13 protein-coding genes and 1 pseudogene are annotated in these 15,018 nt (G+C 53.5%); 4 read left to right on the forward strand and 10 right to left on the reverse strand.

What is annotated here, in order from left to right; all coding sequences use genetic code 11:
- Positions 1 to 27: 27 nt before the first annotated feature.
- Together GOV45_RS11905 and trkA are read right to left on the reverse strand one after the other, a co-directional pair.
- Positions 28 to 1,566: a TrkH family potassium uptake protein gene (locus tag GOV45_RS11905; RefSeq protein WP_170477759.1), complete on the reverse strand. Its 1,539-nt coding sequence runs from the start codon at positions 1,564 to 1,566 to the stop codon at positions 28 to 30.
- Positions 1,566 to 2,942: a Trk system potassium transporter TrkA gene (gene trkA / locus GOV45_RS11910; RefSeq protein WP_170477762.1), complete on the reverse strand. Its 1,377-nt coding sequence runs from the start codon at positions 2,940 to 2,942 to the stop codon at positions 1,566 to 1,568. The genes GOV45_RS11905 and trkA overlap by 1 nt, the downstream gene beginning before the upstream one ends.
- Positions 2,943 to 3,038: 96 nt before the next feature.
- On the opposite strand from trkA, the gene GOV45_RS11915 reads away from it, so the two are divergent.
- Positions 3,039 to 3,518: a hypothetical protein gene (locus GOV45_RS11915; RefSeq protein WP_170477765.1), complete on the forward strand. Its 480-nt coding sequence runs from the start codon at positions 3,039 to 3,041 to the stop codon at positions 3,516 to 3,518.
- 12 nt (positions 3,519 to 3,530) lie between these two features.
- On the opposite strand, the gene GOV45_RS11920 is transcribed toward GOV45_RS11915, so the two are convergent.
- The 8 genes and pseudogenes from GOV45_RS11920 to dusB form a co-directional block, all read right to left on the reverse strand.
- Positions 3,531 to 4,697: an MFS transporter gene (locus tag GOV45_RS11920; protein ID WP_170477767.1), complete on the reverse strand. Its 1,167-nt coding sequence runs from the start codon at positions 4,695 to 4,697 to the stop codon at positions 3,531 to 3,533.
- 43 nt (positions 4,698 to 4,740) lie between these two features.
- On the reverse strand, positions 4,741 to 5,079 hold the full coding sequence (locus GOV45_RS23305) for a hypothetical protein (RefSeq protein ID WP_254448001.1): 339 nt from the start codon (positions 5,077 to 5,079) through the stop codon (positions 4,741 to 4,743).
- 78 nt (positions 5,080 to 5,157) lie between these two features.
- Positions 5,158 to 5,367 (reverse strand): annotated as a pseudogene (locus GOV45_RS23310) (helix-turn-helix domain-containing protein); the annotation flags it as partial.
- Between the two features lie 65 nt (positions 5,368 to 5,432).
- The gene (gene ntrX, locus GOV45_RS11930; protein WP_170477771.1) at positions 5,433 to 6,842 is read right to left on the reverse strand and encodes a nitrogen assimilation response regulator NtrX; all 1,410 of its coding nucleotides are present in this window, start codon (positions 6,840 to 6,842) and stop codon (positions 5,433 to 5,435) included.
- 3 nt (positions 6,843 to 6,845) lie between these two features.
- Positions 6,846 to 9,128, reverse strand: a complete 2,283-nt coding sequence (locus GOV45_RS11935) for a sensor histidine kinase NtrY-like (protein ID WP_170477773.1) — start codon at positions 9,126 to 9,128, stop codon at positions 6,846 to 6,848.
- A 99-nt stretch (positions 9,129 to 9,227) separates the two neighbouring features.
- Positions 9,228 to 10,595, reverse strand: a complete 1,368-nt coding sequence (locus GOV45_RS11940; RefSeq protein WP_170477776.1) for a response regulator — start codon at positions 10,593 to 10,595, stop codon at positions 9,228 to 9,230.
- Positions 10,595 to 11,677: a two-component system sensor histidine kinase NtrB gene (locus tag GOV45_RS11945; RefSeq protein ID WP_170477778.1), complete on the reverse strand. Its 1,083-nt coding sequence runs from the start codon at positions 11,675 to 11,677 to the stop codon at positions 10,595 to 10,597. Before GOV45_RS11945 ends, GOV45_RS11940 begins: the two co-directional genes overlap by 1 nt.
- The gene (gene dusB / locus GOV45_RS11950; RefSeq protein ID WP_170477781.1) at positions 11,674 to 12,657 is read right to left on the reverse strand and encodes a tRNA dihydrouridine synthase DusB; all 984 of its coding nucleotides are present in this window, start codon (positions 12,655 to 12,657) and stop codon (positions 11,674 to 11,676) included. The genes GOV45_RS11945 and dusB overlap by 4 nt, the downstream gene beginning before the upstream one ends.
- Positions 12,658 to 12,839: 182 nt before the next feature.
- Between dusB and GOV45_RS11955 the strand changes: the two genes are divergently transcribed.
- From GOV45_RS11955 to GOV45_RS11965, 3 genes are read left to right on the forward strand one after another with little or no spacing between them, the layout of a single operon-like run.
- Positions 12,840 to 13,970 carry a bifunctional 2-C-methyl-D-erythritol 4-phosphate cytidylyltransferase/2-C-methyl-D-erythritol 2,4-cyclodiphosphate synthase gene (locus tag GOV45_RS11955; RefSeq protein ID WP_170477783.1) on the forward strand — a complete coding sequence of 377 codons (1,131 nt, stop codon included), beginning with the start codon at positions 12,840 to 12,842 and terminating at the stop codon, positions 13,968 to 13,970.
- The gene (locus GOV45_RS11960) at positions 13,952 to 14,464 is read left to right on the forward strand and encodes a phosphatidylglycerophosphatase A family protein (RefSeq protein WP_174823640.1); all 513 of its coding nucleotides are present in this window, start codon (positions 13,952 to 13,954) and stop codon (positions 14,462 to 14,464) included. The genes GOV45_RS11955 and GOV45_RS11960 overlap by 19 nt, the downstream gene beginning before the upstream one ends.
- A complete protein-coding gene (locus tag GOV45_RS11965; protein WP_170477786.1) occupies positions 14,461 to 14,943 on the forward strand; it encodes a CinA family protein in 483 nt (160 codons plus the stop codon). The genes GOV45_RS11960 and GOV45_RS11965 overlap by 4 nt, the downstream gene beginning before the upstream one ends.
- Positions 14,944 to 15,018: the final 75 nt, after the last annotated feature.

The following is a 15,018-nucleotide window of genomic DNA, read 5'->3' on the forward strand; positions in this document are numbered from 1 at the left end:
GCAAGAAGATTGCGGCACTAATCCTTGTCAATCGCGCCACAGTGTCGGCGTTATCAATGCAATGATCGCCAATGTCTCCAGACGTCCAATAATCATAGCCGCGCAAAGCGTCAGTTTGGCCCCGGCTGAAAGATCGATGAGGCGGATGGGAACGTCAGTAGCAAGCTCAATCAGCGGTCCGGTTGTACTCAGCGCGGCGACGCTGAGTACCATAGCATGTTCAAAGCCGACTCCGGTGATTGCCAATAAAAGGTCAAACAGAGCTAGGCTCAGCGCGAATAGCATAAGAAATATCCAGGCGATGAATGCGCCATCGCTTTGAATTCGGCGATTACCGCCACCCTCTCCACTAACCGACGAAGGATAAATAAGTCGGTCTATTTCGCGTTTGCCATTTAGATATAGCGCGAATACCCGCAATAGCTTCACCCCGCCCGCTGTCGTGGCTACTCCACCACCGATCAATGCCAGACCCATCAGGACCAAGCCGGGTGTTCCCAGACCGGAAAGCTGTTGAGCATCGTTCCAGTTGGCGCTTTCAAACCCTGCCGTGGTCAAAAATGACATCACTGTGAACAGCATTCCCCAGATCACATGCAAGGCCTGACCAGCCGTAATCTGCAATCCAATCTCCGTGACACCAGCCAAAACGCGAAAGAAAAGCAGCATCGCGACGACAAGTACGATGAGGATACCAATGCGAAGTTCAGGGTCTTTATCAAGGCGCGCATAACCAGTCGTGGCCGTATCTGCCGAAAAGGTCAGGCGCGACAAGGCAAAAAACAAAAACAGGAACAAGATTAACTCGCCGGTTATGCCCGCAGTAGACCCTTCCAAGCCCCCGACCGGAGAGATGCCTGACGTTGCCATGATTGACATAGCATGACAAACCGCGGTCAGTCCTTGTTCGCCTGCTATCAGCAAAAGAATCCAAATCACTCCGGTCAATCCAGCATATACCGGAGTCAATGTACGCGTCACACGGATGAGGTGACCGCGCGGATCCGTTTTCTCGCTTTGCGCGACGCCCGATACAGGACGCCCCGGTTGGCCCCTTGCCGTCACCTCAAACCCGCCCAATGAAAGAGGAGCCAAAATCGCCGCCGCTGCGACCCACATCAAAAGCCCACCTAACCAGCCGACAAGTGCCCGCCATAAATGAAGCGGCGCATTTAATCGGGTCGGGTCGCCAAACAAATCAGCCCCAGTCGTAGTCAATGCACTGACCATATCGAAATATGCGTTCAGAAAACTGGTGGTGCCCAACGCATCATGGAATGGGATGGCGAGGAAAAGGGGCAGGATCGTAAACGAGGCCAGCAGAACAGCCAATTGCCCAAGCGTGCCGCGGCGAGGTCTGCGATTCATCTGTGCCAGGGCGATCAGGTTAACGATGAATAAACCCAGCAGTCCGGAGTAAAAAAACGAACGCGATGTATCGTGGTCATCAAGAGCAAGCGCATAAATGGCCGGAATCCACATTGCAAAGGATACGATACCCCAAATCATCAGCAAAAGAGGCAACCGCCGCAAAACACCGTGCCGTTGCTGTCGAACCCGGATCATCAGAAAAAGTCGATCGAAACCTGCATCAGGCGCTCGACCTCTGGCACATCTTTGGCCAGAGCAAAGATGGCAACCACGTCTTTTTCTTCAATGCGAAGACCGCCAGTAGGGCGTAAAACCTCGTCTCCTTTGTGTACAGCACCGACCAAAACACCCTCGGGAAAATCTATGTCACGTAGCCTTTGACCAGCCATAGGGGAAGTTGACAGAACTTCGGCCTCAATAACTTCGGCTTCGGCATCGCCTATAGAATAAACCTGCCGCACGCGACCATGACGAATGTGACGAAGGATTGAGCTTACGGTTGTCGCCCTGGGGTTAATATAGGCGTCGATCCCCAGTGGCCCCATCAGGGCAACCATGCTCGGGTCATTAATCAACGCTATGGCAAGTGCGCAGCCCTCGCCTTTTGCCCGCACAGCCGCCAGCATATTGGTCCGGTCATCGTCGGTAACCGCCAGCATCGCATCGGCCCGCCCGATACCAGCCTCGCGCAGAAGCGCAGAGTCAAGACCATCGCCGTGCAGAACAATTGTTCGTTCCAATGCTTCGGCGGCGATTTCGGCGCAGGCACGGTCACGTTCGATAATCTTGGCCCTTACACGACTTTCGCGTTCTTCCAGCGTTCGCGCGACCTCAAGCCCAACATTCCCGCCGCCAACGATTACGACGCGGTCTTGTTTACCCTGAAGTTTTCCGAACACCTCCATCGTGCGCTCCACATCCTGAACGCTTGTGAAGACATAGCATTCGTCACCTACGAACAATTGATCCTCGGATTCTGGCGCAAAGAGCGAGCCTTCGCGCCGGATCCCAACAACTATCGAGCTGAGCGTAGAGAATAAGTCCGTCAACTGCCTCAAGGGTGTGTTCACGATTGGACAGTCTTCATCAACGCGAATACCCAGCAACTGGGCCTTACCGTCCATGAAAATTTCGGTATCGAATGCGGACGGCGCGGACAAACGGCGCATCGCAGCGGCGGCTACTTCGCGTTCAGGGCTGATCACCACATCTATCGGGAGGTGATCGCGGCGGTAAAGATCAGAATGGATGGCCTGAAGATAGGATTTCGACCGCAAACGGGCGATCTTACGCTGAATCGAAAATACGGAATGCGCCATCTGGCAGGTGACCATGTTCACCTCGTCAGAATGGGTAGCGGCGATAATCATGTCTGCATCGCGAGCCCCTGCCCGTTCCAGCACATCGGGATAGCTGGCAAAACCCGCTATCCCCTGAACGTCCAGTGTTTCGGTCGCGCGGCGCACCAAATCGGGATTGTTATCCACCACCGTCACATCATTCAGTTCACCCGAAAGGTGCCGCGCGATTTGCCAGCCCACCTGACCAGCGCCGCAAATGATGACCTTCATGTTTCTGGCCCTTCTGCCTGAAATCTTTGAATGACAGATGCCCACATAGCGGTCAATTGAATTGTCATGGCTACTTTGATGAGGCAATGTAAGTGTATGAAATCAATGCTGCCCACACTTGTTTGCCTGCTGACATTGTCGGCCTGCGGACCGTTGTCGTTGTATTACCGCGAAGGGGAAAGCGTTTCACGCATGCAATCTGAGACGACGGAATGCCGGGTTCAGGCCTTAAAAGACGCGCCCGTAGCAAACCAAGTACGACAAAGCCCACCAGTCTATTGGCCGGGTCGGTCTTATTGCGACGGCAGAGGACGCTGCTATCGAACTCCCGGTTGGTGGGAGCCGGGTAGAATTTACACGGTGGACGTAAATAAAGGACTTCGCGACACGGTCGAGGCCCAATGTATGGCAAAGAAAGGCTTTCGTCCGGTAAGCCTCCCACCCTGCAAACAAGCGGTTAAATCTAGGGTGGCAGCGGTACGAACAACGACATTGCCTCCGCTCAACTCGGCATCGTGTTTTGTCAAATTTGATGACGGGTCATTTCAGATCATCACGCCAGGGCAAACTGGGTAGCGGCCGTTCTTTCTAAGCAGCCATCCGTCGACGCGCCAGCCAAAGATGGGCACCAATCGCGGCCAGGTAAAACCCAACAACTGCAACAAGCATTCCATCCACTCCGGTTAGTCCTAAAACAGCCAACAGGACAGGCGTACCCAGCAGGTTACCGGAATTACCCATCTGGGCCATCGCCCCATAACTCAAAGCCTGCGTCTCTGCAGAGCCATTCAATTCAGGGACAGCAGCGAAGCTGCCACCTTGCACCAAACCCAGAACCGCAAACAAACCGATGGCGACATAAGTTAACGGAGACCCCAAAAAAGCGGCACCGATTATGGCGATCCCAAGGGCAAAGCCCAAATTGATCACAGCTACGCTGGTCAGATAGGTCAACATCAACGGCACAGCCAGCCAAGACAAAACAATCCCGGCCAGCGGCATCAAACCTGCCACTATTGAACCAGTATTTCCTTGGAACTGACCGGGCAAGATTGCGAGAAGCGAGACAAAAGTCAGGGTATAAAAAAACCATCCGATCGGAGGAGCAGCCACCCGAGGAGAGCTATAGATCCGCGCATGCGCTCTTAACAAAGCGCGCCAGCCCCAATTGAATTCGCCCGGTTCTCCCAAATCGATTCTAATGCGGCACAACGCCAGGATTGCTGCGGTTAAAATCATCAAACCGCCATGCAACGCGAAAAATACTGACAGCCCAAATTGATCGACAATTTGTAGACCGATCCATGCGTTTAGTGCGAAAGCGACGCCAAAAAAAGTACTCCACAATACCATCGCCGCGTTGCGTGCACGTCCTACCGTGATTTGTGCCATGATCGTTGGCGCGGCAACTACAATTGCCAGGTGAGACATCCCCTCGATGACACGACTGGCCAACATGACGTAAAAACCGGGTTCCGTCGCTTGAAAAAGAGAAACTAGCCCTCCTAGGACAAGGCCAAAAATCAAAAGCCGCGAGGGGCCAATCCAGGTGGTTATTGAGCCCGAGAGGGCACCGAGAATGACGCCTATCAAGCTCACGATCGATAACAGCCAACCAATAGCGTCGCCAAATTCGGGATACAGCGACGCAACTTCGGTAAACGGAACCGCGATTTTGGCAAATTGCGTGGCCGCTCCCAACCCTGCCATCCAAAGCAGAACGACCTGAAATAGAACTTTAAATGAACGTGCCATAAGGCGGTTCTATCGATACGGCGCAGCCTCGGGAACGCATAAATTATGCGGACGCAGCACGGGAACTAGTTACCAACCGCACCGGAGTGCCATCAGAAAGGTAAAGTCGCTCCCACACGATTTCGCCGGCCCAGATGCGTATTCTGTCGTGCACCGCCTCAGATGTTATGAAAGCCTTAGGTAGCGGCGCGTGAAGTTCCCACCATCCTTCGTTGGCCAACTCAGTCTCAGCCAAGCGGATTTCATCCGTTGCGAATTGCCAGAGCGACACTCCCAACAAAGCGTGCTGGCTCGTCCGCCAGTCCTGCGCACGGCTGGCGGAATAAGCGAGGCATTTGTGGCTGGCTTCGTCCACCAGATGCACGCACTCTTTCGAATTCATCACAAGTCGCCTCAAAACTTCGTCTTCTGTCTTTCTCGATTCGAACTGAGAAAACACTGATTGTTGAGTCTTCGGGGACGGTGTTTGTGATCCACTTTCCCATCGCGACACAGTGGTTTGGTTCACCTGCAACCGGTCGGCCAGGGCGGATTGCTTCAACCCGATAGATCTGCGCAATCGCTTCAAACGCAAGCCGAATGCGGGATAGCCGCGTGTTTCTAGCACGAGGCCTTTTGATAATTGATGGTCGCTGACCAAATCTTCACTTTCACCGTACCGACCAGACATCCAACTGGTTGATTTAGTCACGACGCAAAACTCCGTCAAAAATCTCTATTGTTAATTTCGATAGATCATTCTGCTGGTTCCGGTTCGTCAATTTGCGCCACTCTTGCACCGGATTTATTCGACGTAACAACGCCTAGAGACTTCAGTTTGCGATGCAATGCGCTCCGCTCCATACCGACAAAGCTGGCTGTGCGGCTTATATTGCCGCCAAACCGATTGATTTGAGTCAGCAAATATTCGCGTTCAAAGGCTTCGCGCGCGTCTCGCAGCGGCAAAGTCGCCAACGCTCCGGATAAAACAACGCGCCCTGTTTCGTCGGACTTTTCCTCTTCGCTTGGCAATTCCCGTGCTTCTACCGGACCTGTACCATCGCCCAGTATCAAAACGCGCTCGATCAGGTTCTTCAGCTGTCGAACATTGCCGGGCCAAGTCATCGTCTGCAGCAAGGCCACAGCCTCATCCGACAATTCTCGCATCGGCAAGCCCTGTGTTTCATTACAGATCCCAATAAAGTGCTGCGCTAGCACAGGAATATCCTCGCGGCGCTCCTCCAACGAAGGCACGGCGACTGGAACGACGTTAAGGCGGTGATACAGTTCTTCTCGGAAACGTTCAGCCGCTATTTCCTCTTCGAGATTGCGGTTCGTTGACGATATGACGCGAAGATCGACCCGCACTTTGTCGGTGCCGCCGACCCGTTGAAACTGCTGGTCGACAAGAACACGTAGAATCTTGGACTGAGTACCCAAAGGCATATCGGCCACTTCGTCGAAATAGATTACGCCTCCATGAGCTTCTTCCAACAAGCCGGACTCCACACCGCGTTCTGCGGTTTCACGTCCAAAAAGAACCTCTTCCATCCGCTCCGGCTCGACCCCAGCACAGTTGACAGTAACAAAGGGTGAATTCGCGCGATTGGAGTGCGCGTGAATATAGCGCGCAGCGATTTCTTTGCCTGACCCCGCCGGCCCGCTCAGCATCACGCGACCGTTCGACTTTGTCACTTTGTCCAATTGGCTCTGCATTGCTCGGAAGGCGGCGGATTTTCCGATCATGTCCGAACTACTGACTTCCTTACGCTTGAGCGAAGCGTTCTCTCTGCGCAGCCGAGACGTTTCCATCGCGCGCCGAATAACTACCATTAACTGGTCGATGTTGAATGGTTTTTCGATAAAATCGTAAGCACCTTGCTTGATGGCAGCGACCGCGATCTCGATGTTGCCATGGCCGGAAATGATAACAACCGGAACATCAGGGTTATCGCGTTTCACCGCCTTCAGGATGTCAATGCCATCCATCCGGCTGTCCTTCAACCAAATGTCCAGGATCAACAGCCCCGGGGGTTCGGAATTTATGGCCGTCATGCACTCGTCCGAGTTCCCGGCCAACCGGGTTGAATAGCCTTCGTCCTCCAGAATGTCGGACACCAGTTCGCGAATATCGCGTTCGTCATCTACGATCAGAATGTCACTCATCTTTTAGCCTGCTTTCAGTGGTTTGGTTTTTTTCGCCTGTTTCTGAGGCGCATTGGTCGGGGTCTCTCCGACCCCGGGAAGACGGATGACAGCCATTGCGCCAAAATGGTCCTGTCCGTCGAAGACGGGCGCATCTTCAAGTGTCAGCGCACCGCCGTGTTCTTCGATTATCTTTTTGACAATGGGCAGGCCCAGACCCGTCCCCTCGTCGCGGGTAGTTACATAAGGTTCAAACAGCCGGGCCCGGTCTTCTGGCAGACCAATACCGTTGTCCGCGATGGTGATCAGTGTCCCGTTATCGTCAACGGACATCGCAATTTTGATTTGCGGCAGCAGATTTTCCGGCGCACCTTTTTCTTTCAGTGTTTCAATCGCTTCACCCGCGTTTTTGATCACGTTGGTCAATGCTTGGTTCAACATCGTTGCATCAACATCAGCCTGCACCGGTTGATCTGGAAGGTCCGCTTTGATTTGTACGCCCGGTTGACCAGACTGCTGCAGCAAGACGGCTTCGCGAACAAGGTCGACCACATTTTCGTTATTCCGGTCGGGTTCAGGCATACGTGCAAATTTGGAAAACTCGTCCACAATACGTCGCAGATCATTTGTTTGACGCACAATGACGTCAGTCATCGCCTCAAGGCTCTTGCAGTCTTCTTCGTCGAGTTTGCGGGAAAATTTGCGTTTTATCCGTTCGGCACTCAATTGAATCGGTGTGAGTGGGTTCTTGATCTCGTGTGCGATCCTGCGCGCCACATCACCCCAAGCAGCCATTCGTTGTGCGCTTACCAGATCAGTGACATCATCAAAGGCCACGACATAGCCTTCAAGACGACCATCTTCGCCGCGTCTGGTCGCCATCCGCACCAGCAGATTCTCTAAGCGCCCCTTTCGAGTTACCTTAATCTCACCCTGAATTGATTCTTGCCCGCTGTCTTTTAAGCTTTCGAACAAAGGCAAAAATTCGGGGACTGCAATTCCGATGGCCAAATGTTGCTCTCCTCTGGACCAGTCAAGCAGTCTTTCGGCAGAGCGATTCACAAAAGTCACGCACCCATCTGAGTCCACTCCTACAACACCGGAGGTGACGGAGCTCAGGACCGAGTCAAACAGACGACGGCGACGCTCGATCTGTCTGGTGTTTTCCAGAAGCGTGTCCCGCTGACCTTTCAACTGCCGGGTCATCTGATTAAAATAGCGTCCCAGCATCGCAATCTCGTCGTCGCTGGCCTCTTCAATCACCTGAACACTTAAGTCGCCGGCACCCACGCGCTGTGCAGCCGTGGTCAATCGCCCAACAGGGCGCGACAGCCGCTCGGCGAACCACATCCCCAGAGACATCGCCGCGAGAATAAGGATGACCGCAAAACCAAGATACAAAAGCCCAAATTCGAATAGTACCCTGCCTCGCTCACTTTCAAGTTGTCGGTAAAACTGGGCTGTTTCCTTTGTGTCATCCAGAAGAGTCAGAAGCTGGCCGTCAACTTCGCGACTTACATATAGATACCGATCAGCGTAAGCTCTCAGGGGAACAAGGGCGCGAAACTCGCTGTTATTCCAATCATCTATTATGGCAAGACCTTGATTGTCGGCTTCAGCAATCTGTTCAGGTGTAGGTTCTTCGTAATTGAATAAATAGGAACGATCACCCCGCGCCCGGATTTCGCCACTGCCGTCGATAACATAGGCCTCTCTTAAACCGCGTTGAATCTGTGCTTGCCCTTGCGCCAAAACCTCACGCAGCTCTGCGTCGGAAATGTAGAAATCCAGTGCCCTCGCATTGTCCAAAAACCGGGCCAGCACAGAAGCGTCCTGCGTCAGGCCTTGTCTGTGTTCCAGCTCGTATGCCTCTGCGGCAGTAAGAGAAGAACCAACAACCTGACGAACCCGGTCAGAGAACCAGCCCTCGAGGCCGATGTTGACTGTTAAACCAGCGAAGATGGCCACAGTTACTGTGGGAACCAATGCCAGGAGCGTAAAAGCTCCGATCAGACGAAGATGCAGGCGGGATCCCGCGGATTTTGCCCGACGGGCCGCGATTAGACTCCCCAGCTGGCTTAAAACCAGCGCGGCGACAACCAGCACATACACAAGGTCGGCTAACAGAATCAGACGGAGTGTTGGGGCCGTCGCGCCAAGATCAAATGGACCGATAACAAGGTATGTCGCAAGTGTAAGGATGGGACCCAGAATAACCAGGCCGAGGCTGCCAATATTTCGCAATCTCCGTGACTTACGCCACTGATTGATCGATAGGATTGACCGGCTGTGTGCCCGGGTTGCCACCTTCTGCCCTCATTCTGATGTGCCGCTTGCGCAGCTAACCGCCATATCTCGTGGTCGTTGCCCGGGTCGGACCCGGATGCCACGGTTTGTGTGGCCATATTACATCAGTTTGCGGCGGCGTGTCACCTGAATATCGAGGTCTGTAATCTTTTTTCGAAGAGTATTTCGGTTAATACCTAACAAATCAGCACATTTTGCCTGATTGCCACCCGTTGCCTCGAGCGCAATTTCGATCAAGGGCGCCTCGACTTCGCGCAGAATCCGCTGATACAGGCCCGGAGGGGGCAGAATGTTTCCATGCAGATCAAAGTAGCGACGCAGATGACGGTCAACAGAAGAAGAAAGTTTTTCGCGCTCACCGTCGCCCAAAACCGGCTCAGCTTCGGGCTGTGAACCCAAAACCATCTCGACCTCCAGCTTCGAGATTTCGTCAGCACGGCTGGTCAAGCTCAAACGGCGAACGGCGTTTTCCAATTGCCTTACGTTGCCTGGCCAAGAGTAACGCCGGACGAGTTCCACCGCTTCAGGGCTGAGCCAACGCTTTGTCCCACTGTCCCTTTCTTCGCGAGCCAAAAAATGGTCTGCCAACAGCGTAACATCATCAACTCGTTCACGAAGCGCGGGCACATGAATCGTGGCGCCGCTCAGGCGGTAGTAAAGATCCTGCCGAACTCGCCCCTGTTCCATCGCGTCGGCCAAGTCTGACTGGCTGGTAGCCATAAATCGAGGCACGTGATCTCCGGGTGTATCCATCATTCGGACGATACGCGCCTGAATTTCGTCGCCAATATCCGTGATTTCGTCGATTAACAGCGTTCCGCCGCGCACTCGCGCCATCACCCGGGCAGGTCCTTCAAGATCACTCAGATCCGCAGCCGTTGCCGTGACAAAAGGCAGAGTACGCCTATCCGAGAAGTCATGAATAGCCTTCGCAATCAAAGATTTACCGGTTCCACTTTCACCAGAAATGATTACCGACAAATCTGTATTCATGACGCGCGCAACCAGACGATATAACGCCTGCATGACTGGGGTTCGACCGACCAGTGGCAGGTCATCAGGCCGATCCTCGCCATCATGTGTGATCTCAGGCTGACTACGCTGTTTCTGATCTAGCGCGCGCGCAGTGCGCTTCATCAGGTCCGGCAAATCGAACGGCTTGGGAAGATAGTCGTATGCATCCGCCTCGGCGGCCTGAATGGCGGTCATGATCGTATTCTGCGCCGAAATCACAATGACTGGAAGACCAGGCCTATCTTCTGCAATTTTAGGCAGCATTTCCAGACCATTACCGTCCGGCATTACCACATCTGAAATCACCACATCGCCCTTGCCTTCACCGACCCAACGCATCAAAGTCGTCAGCGAAGACGTCGCGTGAACCTTACATCCTGCACGGGTCAGCGCTTGTGTTAGAACTGTTCGGATCGTGCGGTCGTCATCGGCAACCAGTACTGTGCCATCCATCAGTTATTCTCCATAATTTTTTCATCACGCGGCGCCCGGCGCAGCGATAGCCGAAAAACGGTACGCCCAGGAACTGAGTCCGCTGTAATCCAGCCGTCATGATCGGAAATGATCTTACTGACCAATGCCAACCCAAGCCCTGTCCCGTTTTCCTTGCCCGAGACGAAAGGATCAAAAATATCGCTTCGGATCTTATCAGGCAGACCCGGACCGTCGTCGATAATCTCGATCTGCAACGGTAATGAATGTCCCGATCCGTCGCTGCGTCGCAGTCGGAAGGAATGCTCGAAATACGTTCGAAGACGGATTTTTCCGCCCTTTGGATCGGCTGCTTCGGATGCATTTTTCAGCAGGTTCAAAATTACCTGCAGAAATTGATCCGGGTCACCATAAGCCAAAGGCAGCGAAGGGTCGTAATCTTCGATAATGGTCATGTGAGCGCCAAATCCAAGCAAAGCGGATCGGCGGGCGCGGTCCAGTACATCATGTATGTTCACAGGCTTGAAATCCGGCTCGGACAGATTGCCAAATTGCTCGACTTGTTCCAAAAGCTTTACGATTCGGCGGCTCTCAGCAACAATAAGATCCGTTAATTCAAGGTCTTGAGCCGATATATTCATGCTCAACAACTGTGCCGCACCTGTGATTCCAGCCAGGGGGTTCTTGATTTCATGCGCAAGCATTTCTGCCATGCCGATCGCGGACTGAGCCGCCGACTTTACCGTGTTCCCTCTGGTCATCTGACCCGCAAGTTCGCGTGGTGAGATTATCATTATCATTGAACCCGGATGTCCCATCAGGGGCGCGATTTGCAATGCGCATTGCAAGGGCGCCCGGTTACCCGAACCAACATCCACATCGTTGACAAAGAGTGGTGAGCTTTGCTGCCGTGCCCTCAGAAAAGCGGCCTCCAACGGAGCGTCCACGGCGACCTGATCCCAGACGGGATGCCCCAGAACGGACTTGCGTGAGGCGTTCAGAAAACCCTCACCCGCAGAGTTCACATCAGAAATTCGATCCTCGGCATCTATTATGAACGCCGGGACGGGAAGAGATGCCCAAATGCTTTGATCCGAAGTCATGCAGCGACCTCTCGGTCGGGCAATAACGCGTCAACCAAAAGCCTCAGTACTTCTTTTTCATCTCGTGAGGTCAGAACGGCGCGACGTAGACCGGCGGGCGTGGCCACTTCATCCATGTACCAGCCGAGGTGTTTGCGTGCGACGCGCAGACCGAGTTCGGTACCATAAAACGTCAGCATCGCCAAATAATGTTCTTGAACCATTTCAACAAGTTCAATGCCTGAAGGAATGTAAGGCTCGGGCGCACCGAAAAGTTCATTGCATACCTGAGCCAAAAGCCATGGCCTACCTTGCGCCCCACGACCGATCATCACTCCGTCTGCACCTGAGAGTGAAAGCGCGGTGCGCGCAGCAGCCGCGTCAACGATGTCACCATTGGCAATGACCGGAATTGAAACTGCATCTTTCACAGAACGTATGGCTTTCCAATCAGCGCGTCCCTTATAAAACTGGCAGCGGGTGCGTCCGTGTATTGTTACCATTTTGACTCCGGCATCCTGTGCGCGGCGTGCAACATCGGGAGCATTCAAAAGATTATCATCCCACCCCAAACGAGTTTTCAAAGTCACTGGAACCTGAACCGCCGAAACCACAGCTTCGATAAGCGTCAGTGCATGGTCCGGCGTTTTCAACAATGCCGAGCCGGAATAGCCGTTGGTGACTTTCTTTGCGGGGCATCCCATGTTGATATCAATTACCCGGGCGCCGCGGTCAGCAACCTGTCGGGCAGCCTCAGCCATCCAATACGCTTCACGCCCCGCCAATTGGACAGCGGTGTTTTCAACATCGGCTGAAAGTTCGGCCCTTTCCCTGACACCGGGTTTCGCTTGGACCATTTCTTGGCTTGCAACCATTTCGCTCACCACCAGTCCAGCGCCAAAGCGCATTACGAGATCGCGAAAAGGTCGGTCGGTGATTCCAGCCATGGGCGCCAGAAGCACCGGGAAGGCCAAGTCCTTTTCAGCAAGACGCAGTGTCAACGTGCCTAATCCTTGAGCAATTGGAGTTTTGATATAGAAATCGGAGCATATGAACAATAAATCCCCGCGCTACAAGCCCGCAAAATCATCAGTTGCTTAATTTTTAATCACATTATCGCAGGTGATTGCCTCTGCATTCACCGCGCCCTAAACATTCCCAACGATCAGGAGGCCACGAGCGCATGAAAACTGCAGCAATAATTGTCGCCGCAGGGCGCGGTCGACGCGCAGGAGACGGCACGCCAAAACAATGGCGTATCCTAGCAGGTCGGCGCGTCGCAGATTGGACAATCGAGCGGTTTACCGACCTTGTCGATCACATTGTACTTGTACTATCGCCTGATGATGAAAGTGCGTGGCACGAATTCAGGGACAGCGACATTATTCTCGCCGCTGGCGGAGACGACCGTGCGAATTCTGTTCGAAGCGGACTACACGCACTTTCCGATAAGGGCGTTCAGCGTGTACTTATCCACGATGTAGCGCGCCCTTGTGTCGGCCCTGACACGATAACAAACATACTGTCATCATTGGAAACCCATATTGCAGTTGCACCTGGGTTGGCTGTGACGGATGCACTCTGGACTGGTGACGGGTCTGTCGTAACCGGAGTTCAGGATCGGACCGGATTGTACGCGGCTCAAACGCCGCAGGGATTTCATTACGACGCCATCGTTTCAGCTCATGCCTCTCATTCCGGAAGCGCTGCGGACGATGTTGAAGTTGCACGCGCAGCAGGCTTGGAAGTCGCCATATTGCCGGGTGACCTCGATAATATCAAAATTACGTATCCCGAGGATTTCGCCCGGGCCGAGCAAATTTTAGGAGCAGCTATGGACGTAAGGTTGGGCAACGGGTTTGACGTGCATCGTTTTGGTGACGGCGACCACGTGGTTCTGTGCGGTGTAAAACTTCCGCATGATCGCGGACTTCAGGGCCACTCGGACGCGGATGTCGGAATGCATGCCGTAACCGATGCAATATATGGAGCGTTAGCGCAGGGTGACATAGGTCGTCACTTTCCCCCGTCAGACACTCAGTGGAAAGGTGCAGCCAGCGAGATATTTTTGCGGCATGCAGTAGAATTGGCAGGTCAGATGGGATTTCGACTATCCAACGTGGATTGTACGCTGGTTTGCGAGTACCCCAAGATCGGCCCGCATGCCCCTGAGATGCAAAAAGAAATGTCCAGAATTATGGGCTTGGAATTGGACAAGATCTCTATAAAGGCAACGACGTCCGAGCGTTTGGGTTTTACCGGACGCGGCGAAGGCATCGCAGCATTAGCCACCGTATGCGTGGTGAAACCGTGAACGTCGCGCGTCTGGTTGGGACGGTTTGCGGGATTGGATATCTGCGACCGGCGCCAGGAACTTGGGGGTCTTTAGCCGCATTGCCTTTGGCTTGGGCCATGCATGAGTTGGGCGGTTTTCCGCTGTTGGCTCTGGTGACACTTATCGTTTTTGCGGCAGGTATTTGGGCCACTCGTGAGATGACGGCTGGGCAAGAAAATCACGACCCTTCAGAAATCGTTGTCGATGAAGTTGCCGGTCAGCTGATCGCCGTGTGGGCTATCTCTTTTCCAGCTTGGACCCATGGGATAGAAATCACACAACTTTGGCCGGGATGGATTGCGGGATTTGTCCTGTTTCGGCTGTTTGACATTACGAAACCCGGCCCTGTCGGATGGGCCGACCGTCGGAGTGATGCAATAGGCGTAATGTTGGACGACGTGATTGCCGGCATATTTGCGGCAATCGGGGTAACACTTCTTGCGGGTGTTGCGCACGGAGTTTTGGGCTTATGATCGCAGTTGAAATTCTAAACCAAGCCAACGCACTAGGTGTCATGATTGCCACTGCAGAAAGCTGTACCGGAGGCATGGTTGCCGCGGCGCTAACTGATATCCCCGGTAGTTCAGCAGTGTTTGAACGAGGCTTTGTCACCTACACAAACGTCGCCAAACAAGAAATGCTTGGCGTTCGCCCAGAAACGCTCGAAAAGTTCGGCGCCGTTTCAGAGCAAGTCGCACGTGAAATGGCCGAAGGCACCATGCAAAACTCTAAGGCGCAGCTTGCGGTTTCCGTTACTGGTATCGCTGGCCCGGGCGGATCAGAATTCAAACCCGAGGGCCGAGTATGTTTTGGTTTGTCTCGCAGGGGCCAATCAACACACACAGAGACGATTGAATTTGGCGCGTTGGGGCGTGCCTCCGTACGAAAAGGCGCCCGCGATCACGCCCTCGAACTGCTACTAATTGGACTTTCCCATTTTGCTCAAAATTAGTGCAGACACTTCACTTTGACGCAAATTTTATCACCACATTGCAAAAAGCATTCAATTTAGGCGACTTTTTTGGCC

Source organism: Ruegeria arenilitoris, from assembly GCF_013035425.1.
Taxonomy (GTDB): Bacteria; Pseudomonadota; Alphaproteobacteria; order Rhodobacterales; family Rhodobacteraceae; genus Ruegeria; species Ruegeria arenilitoris_A.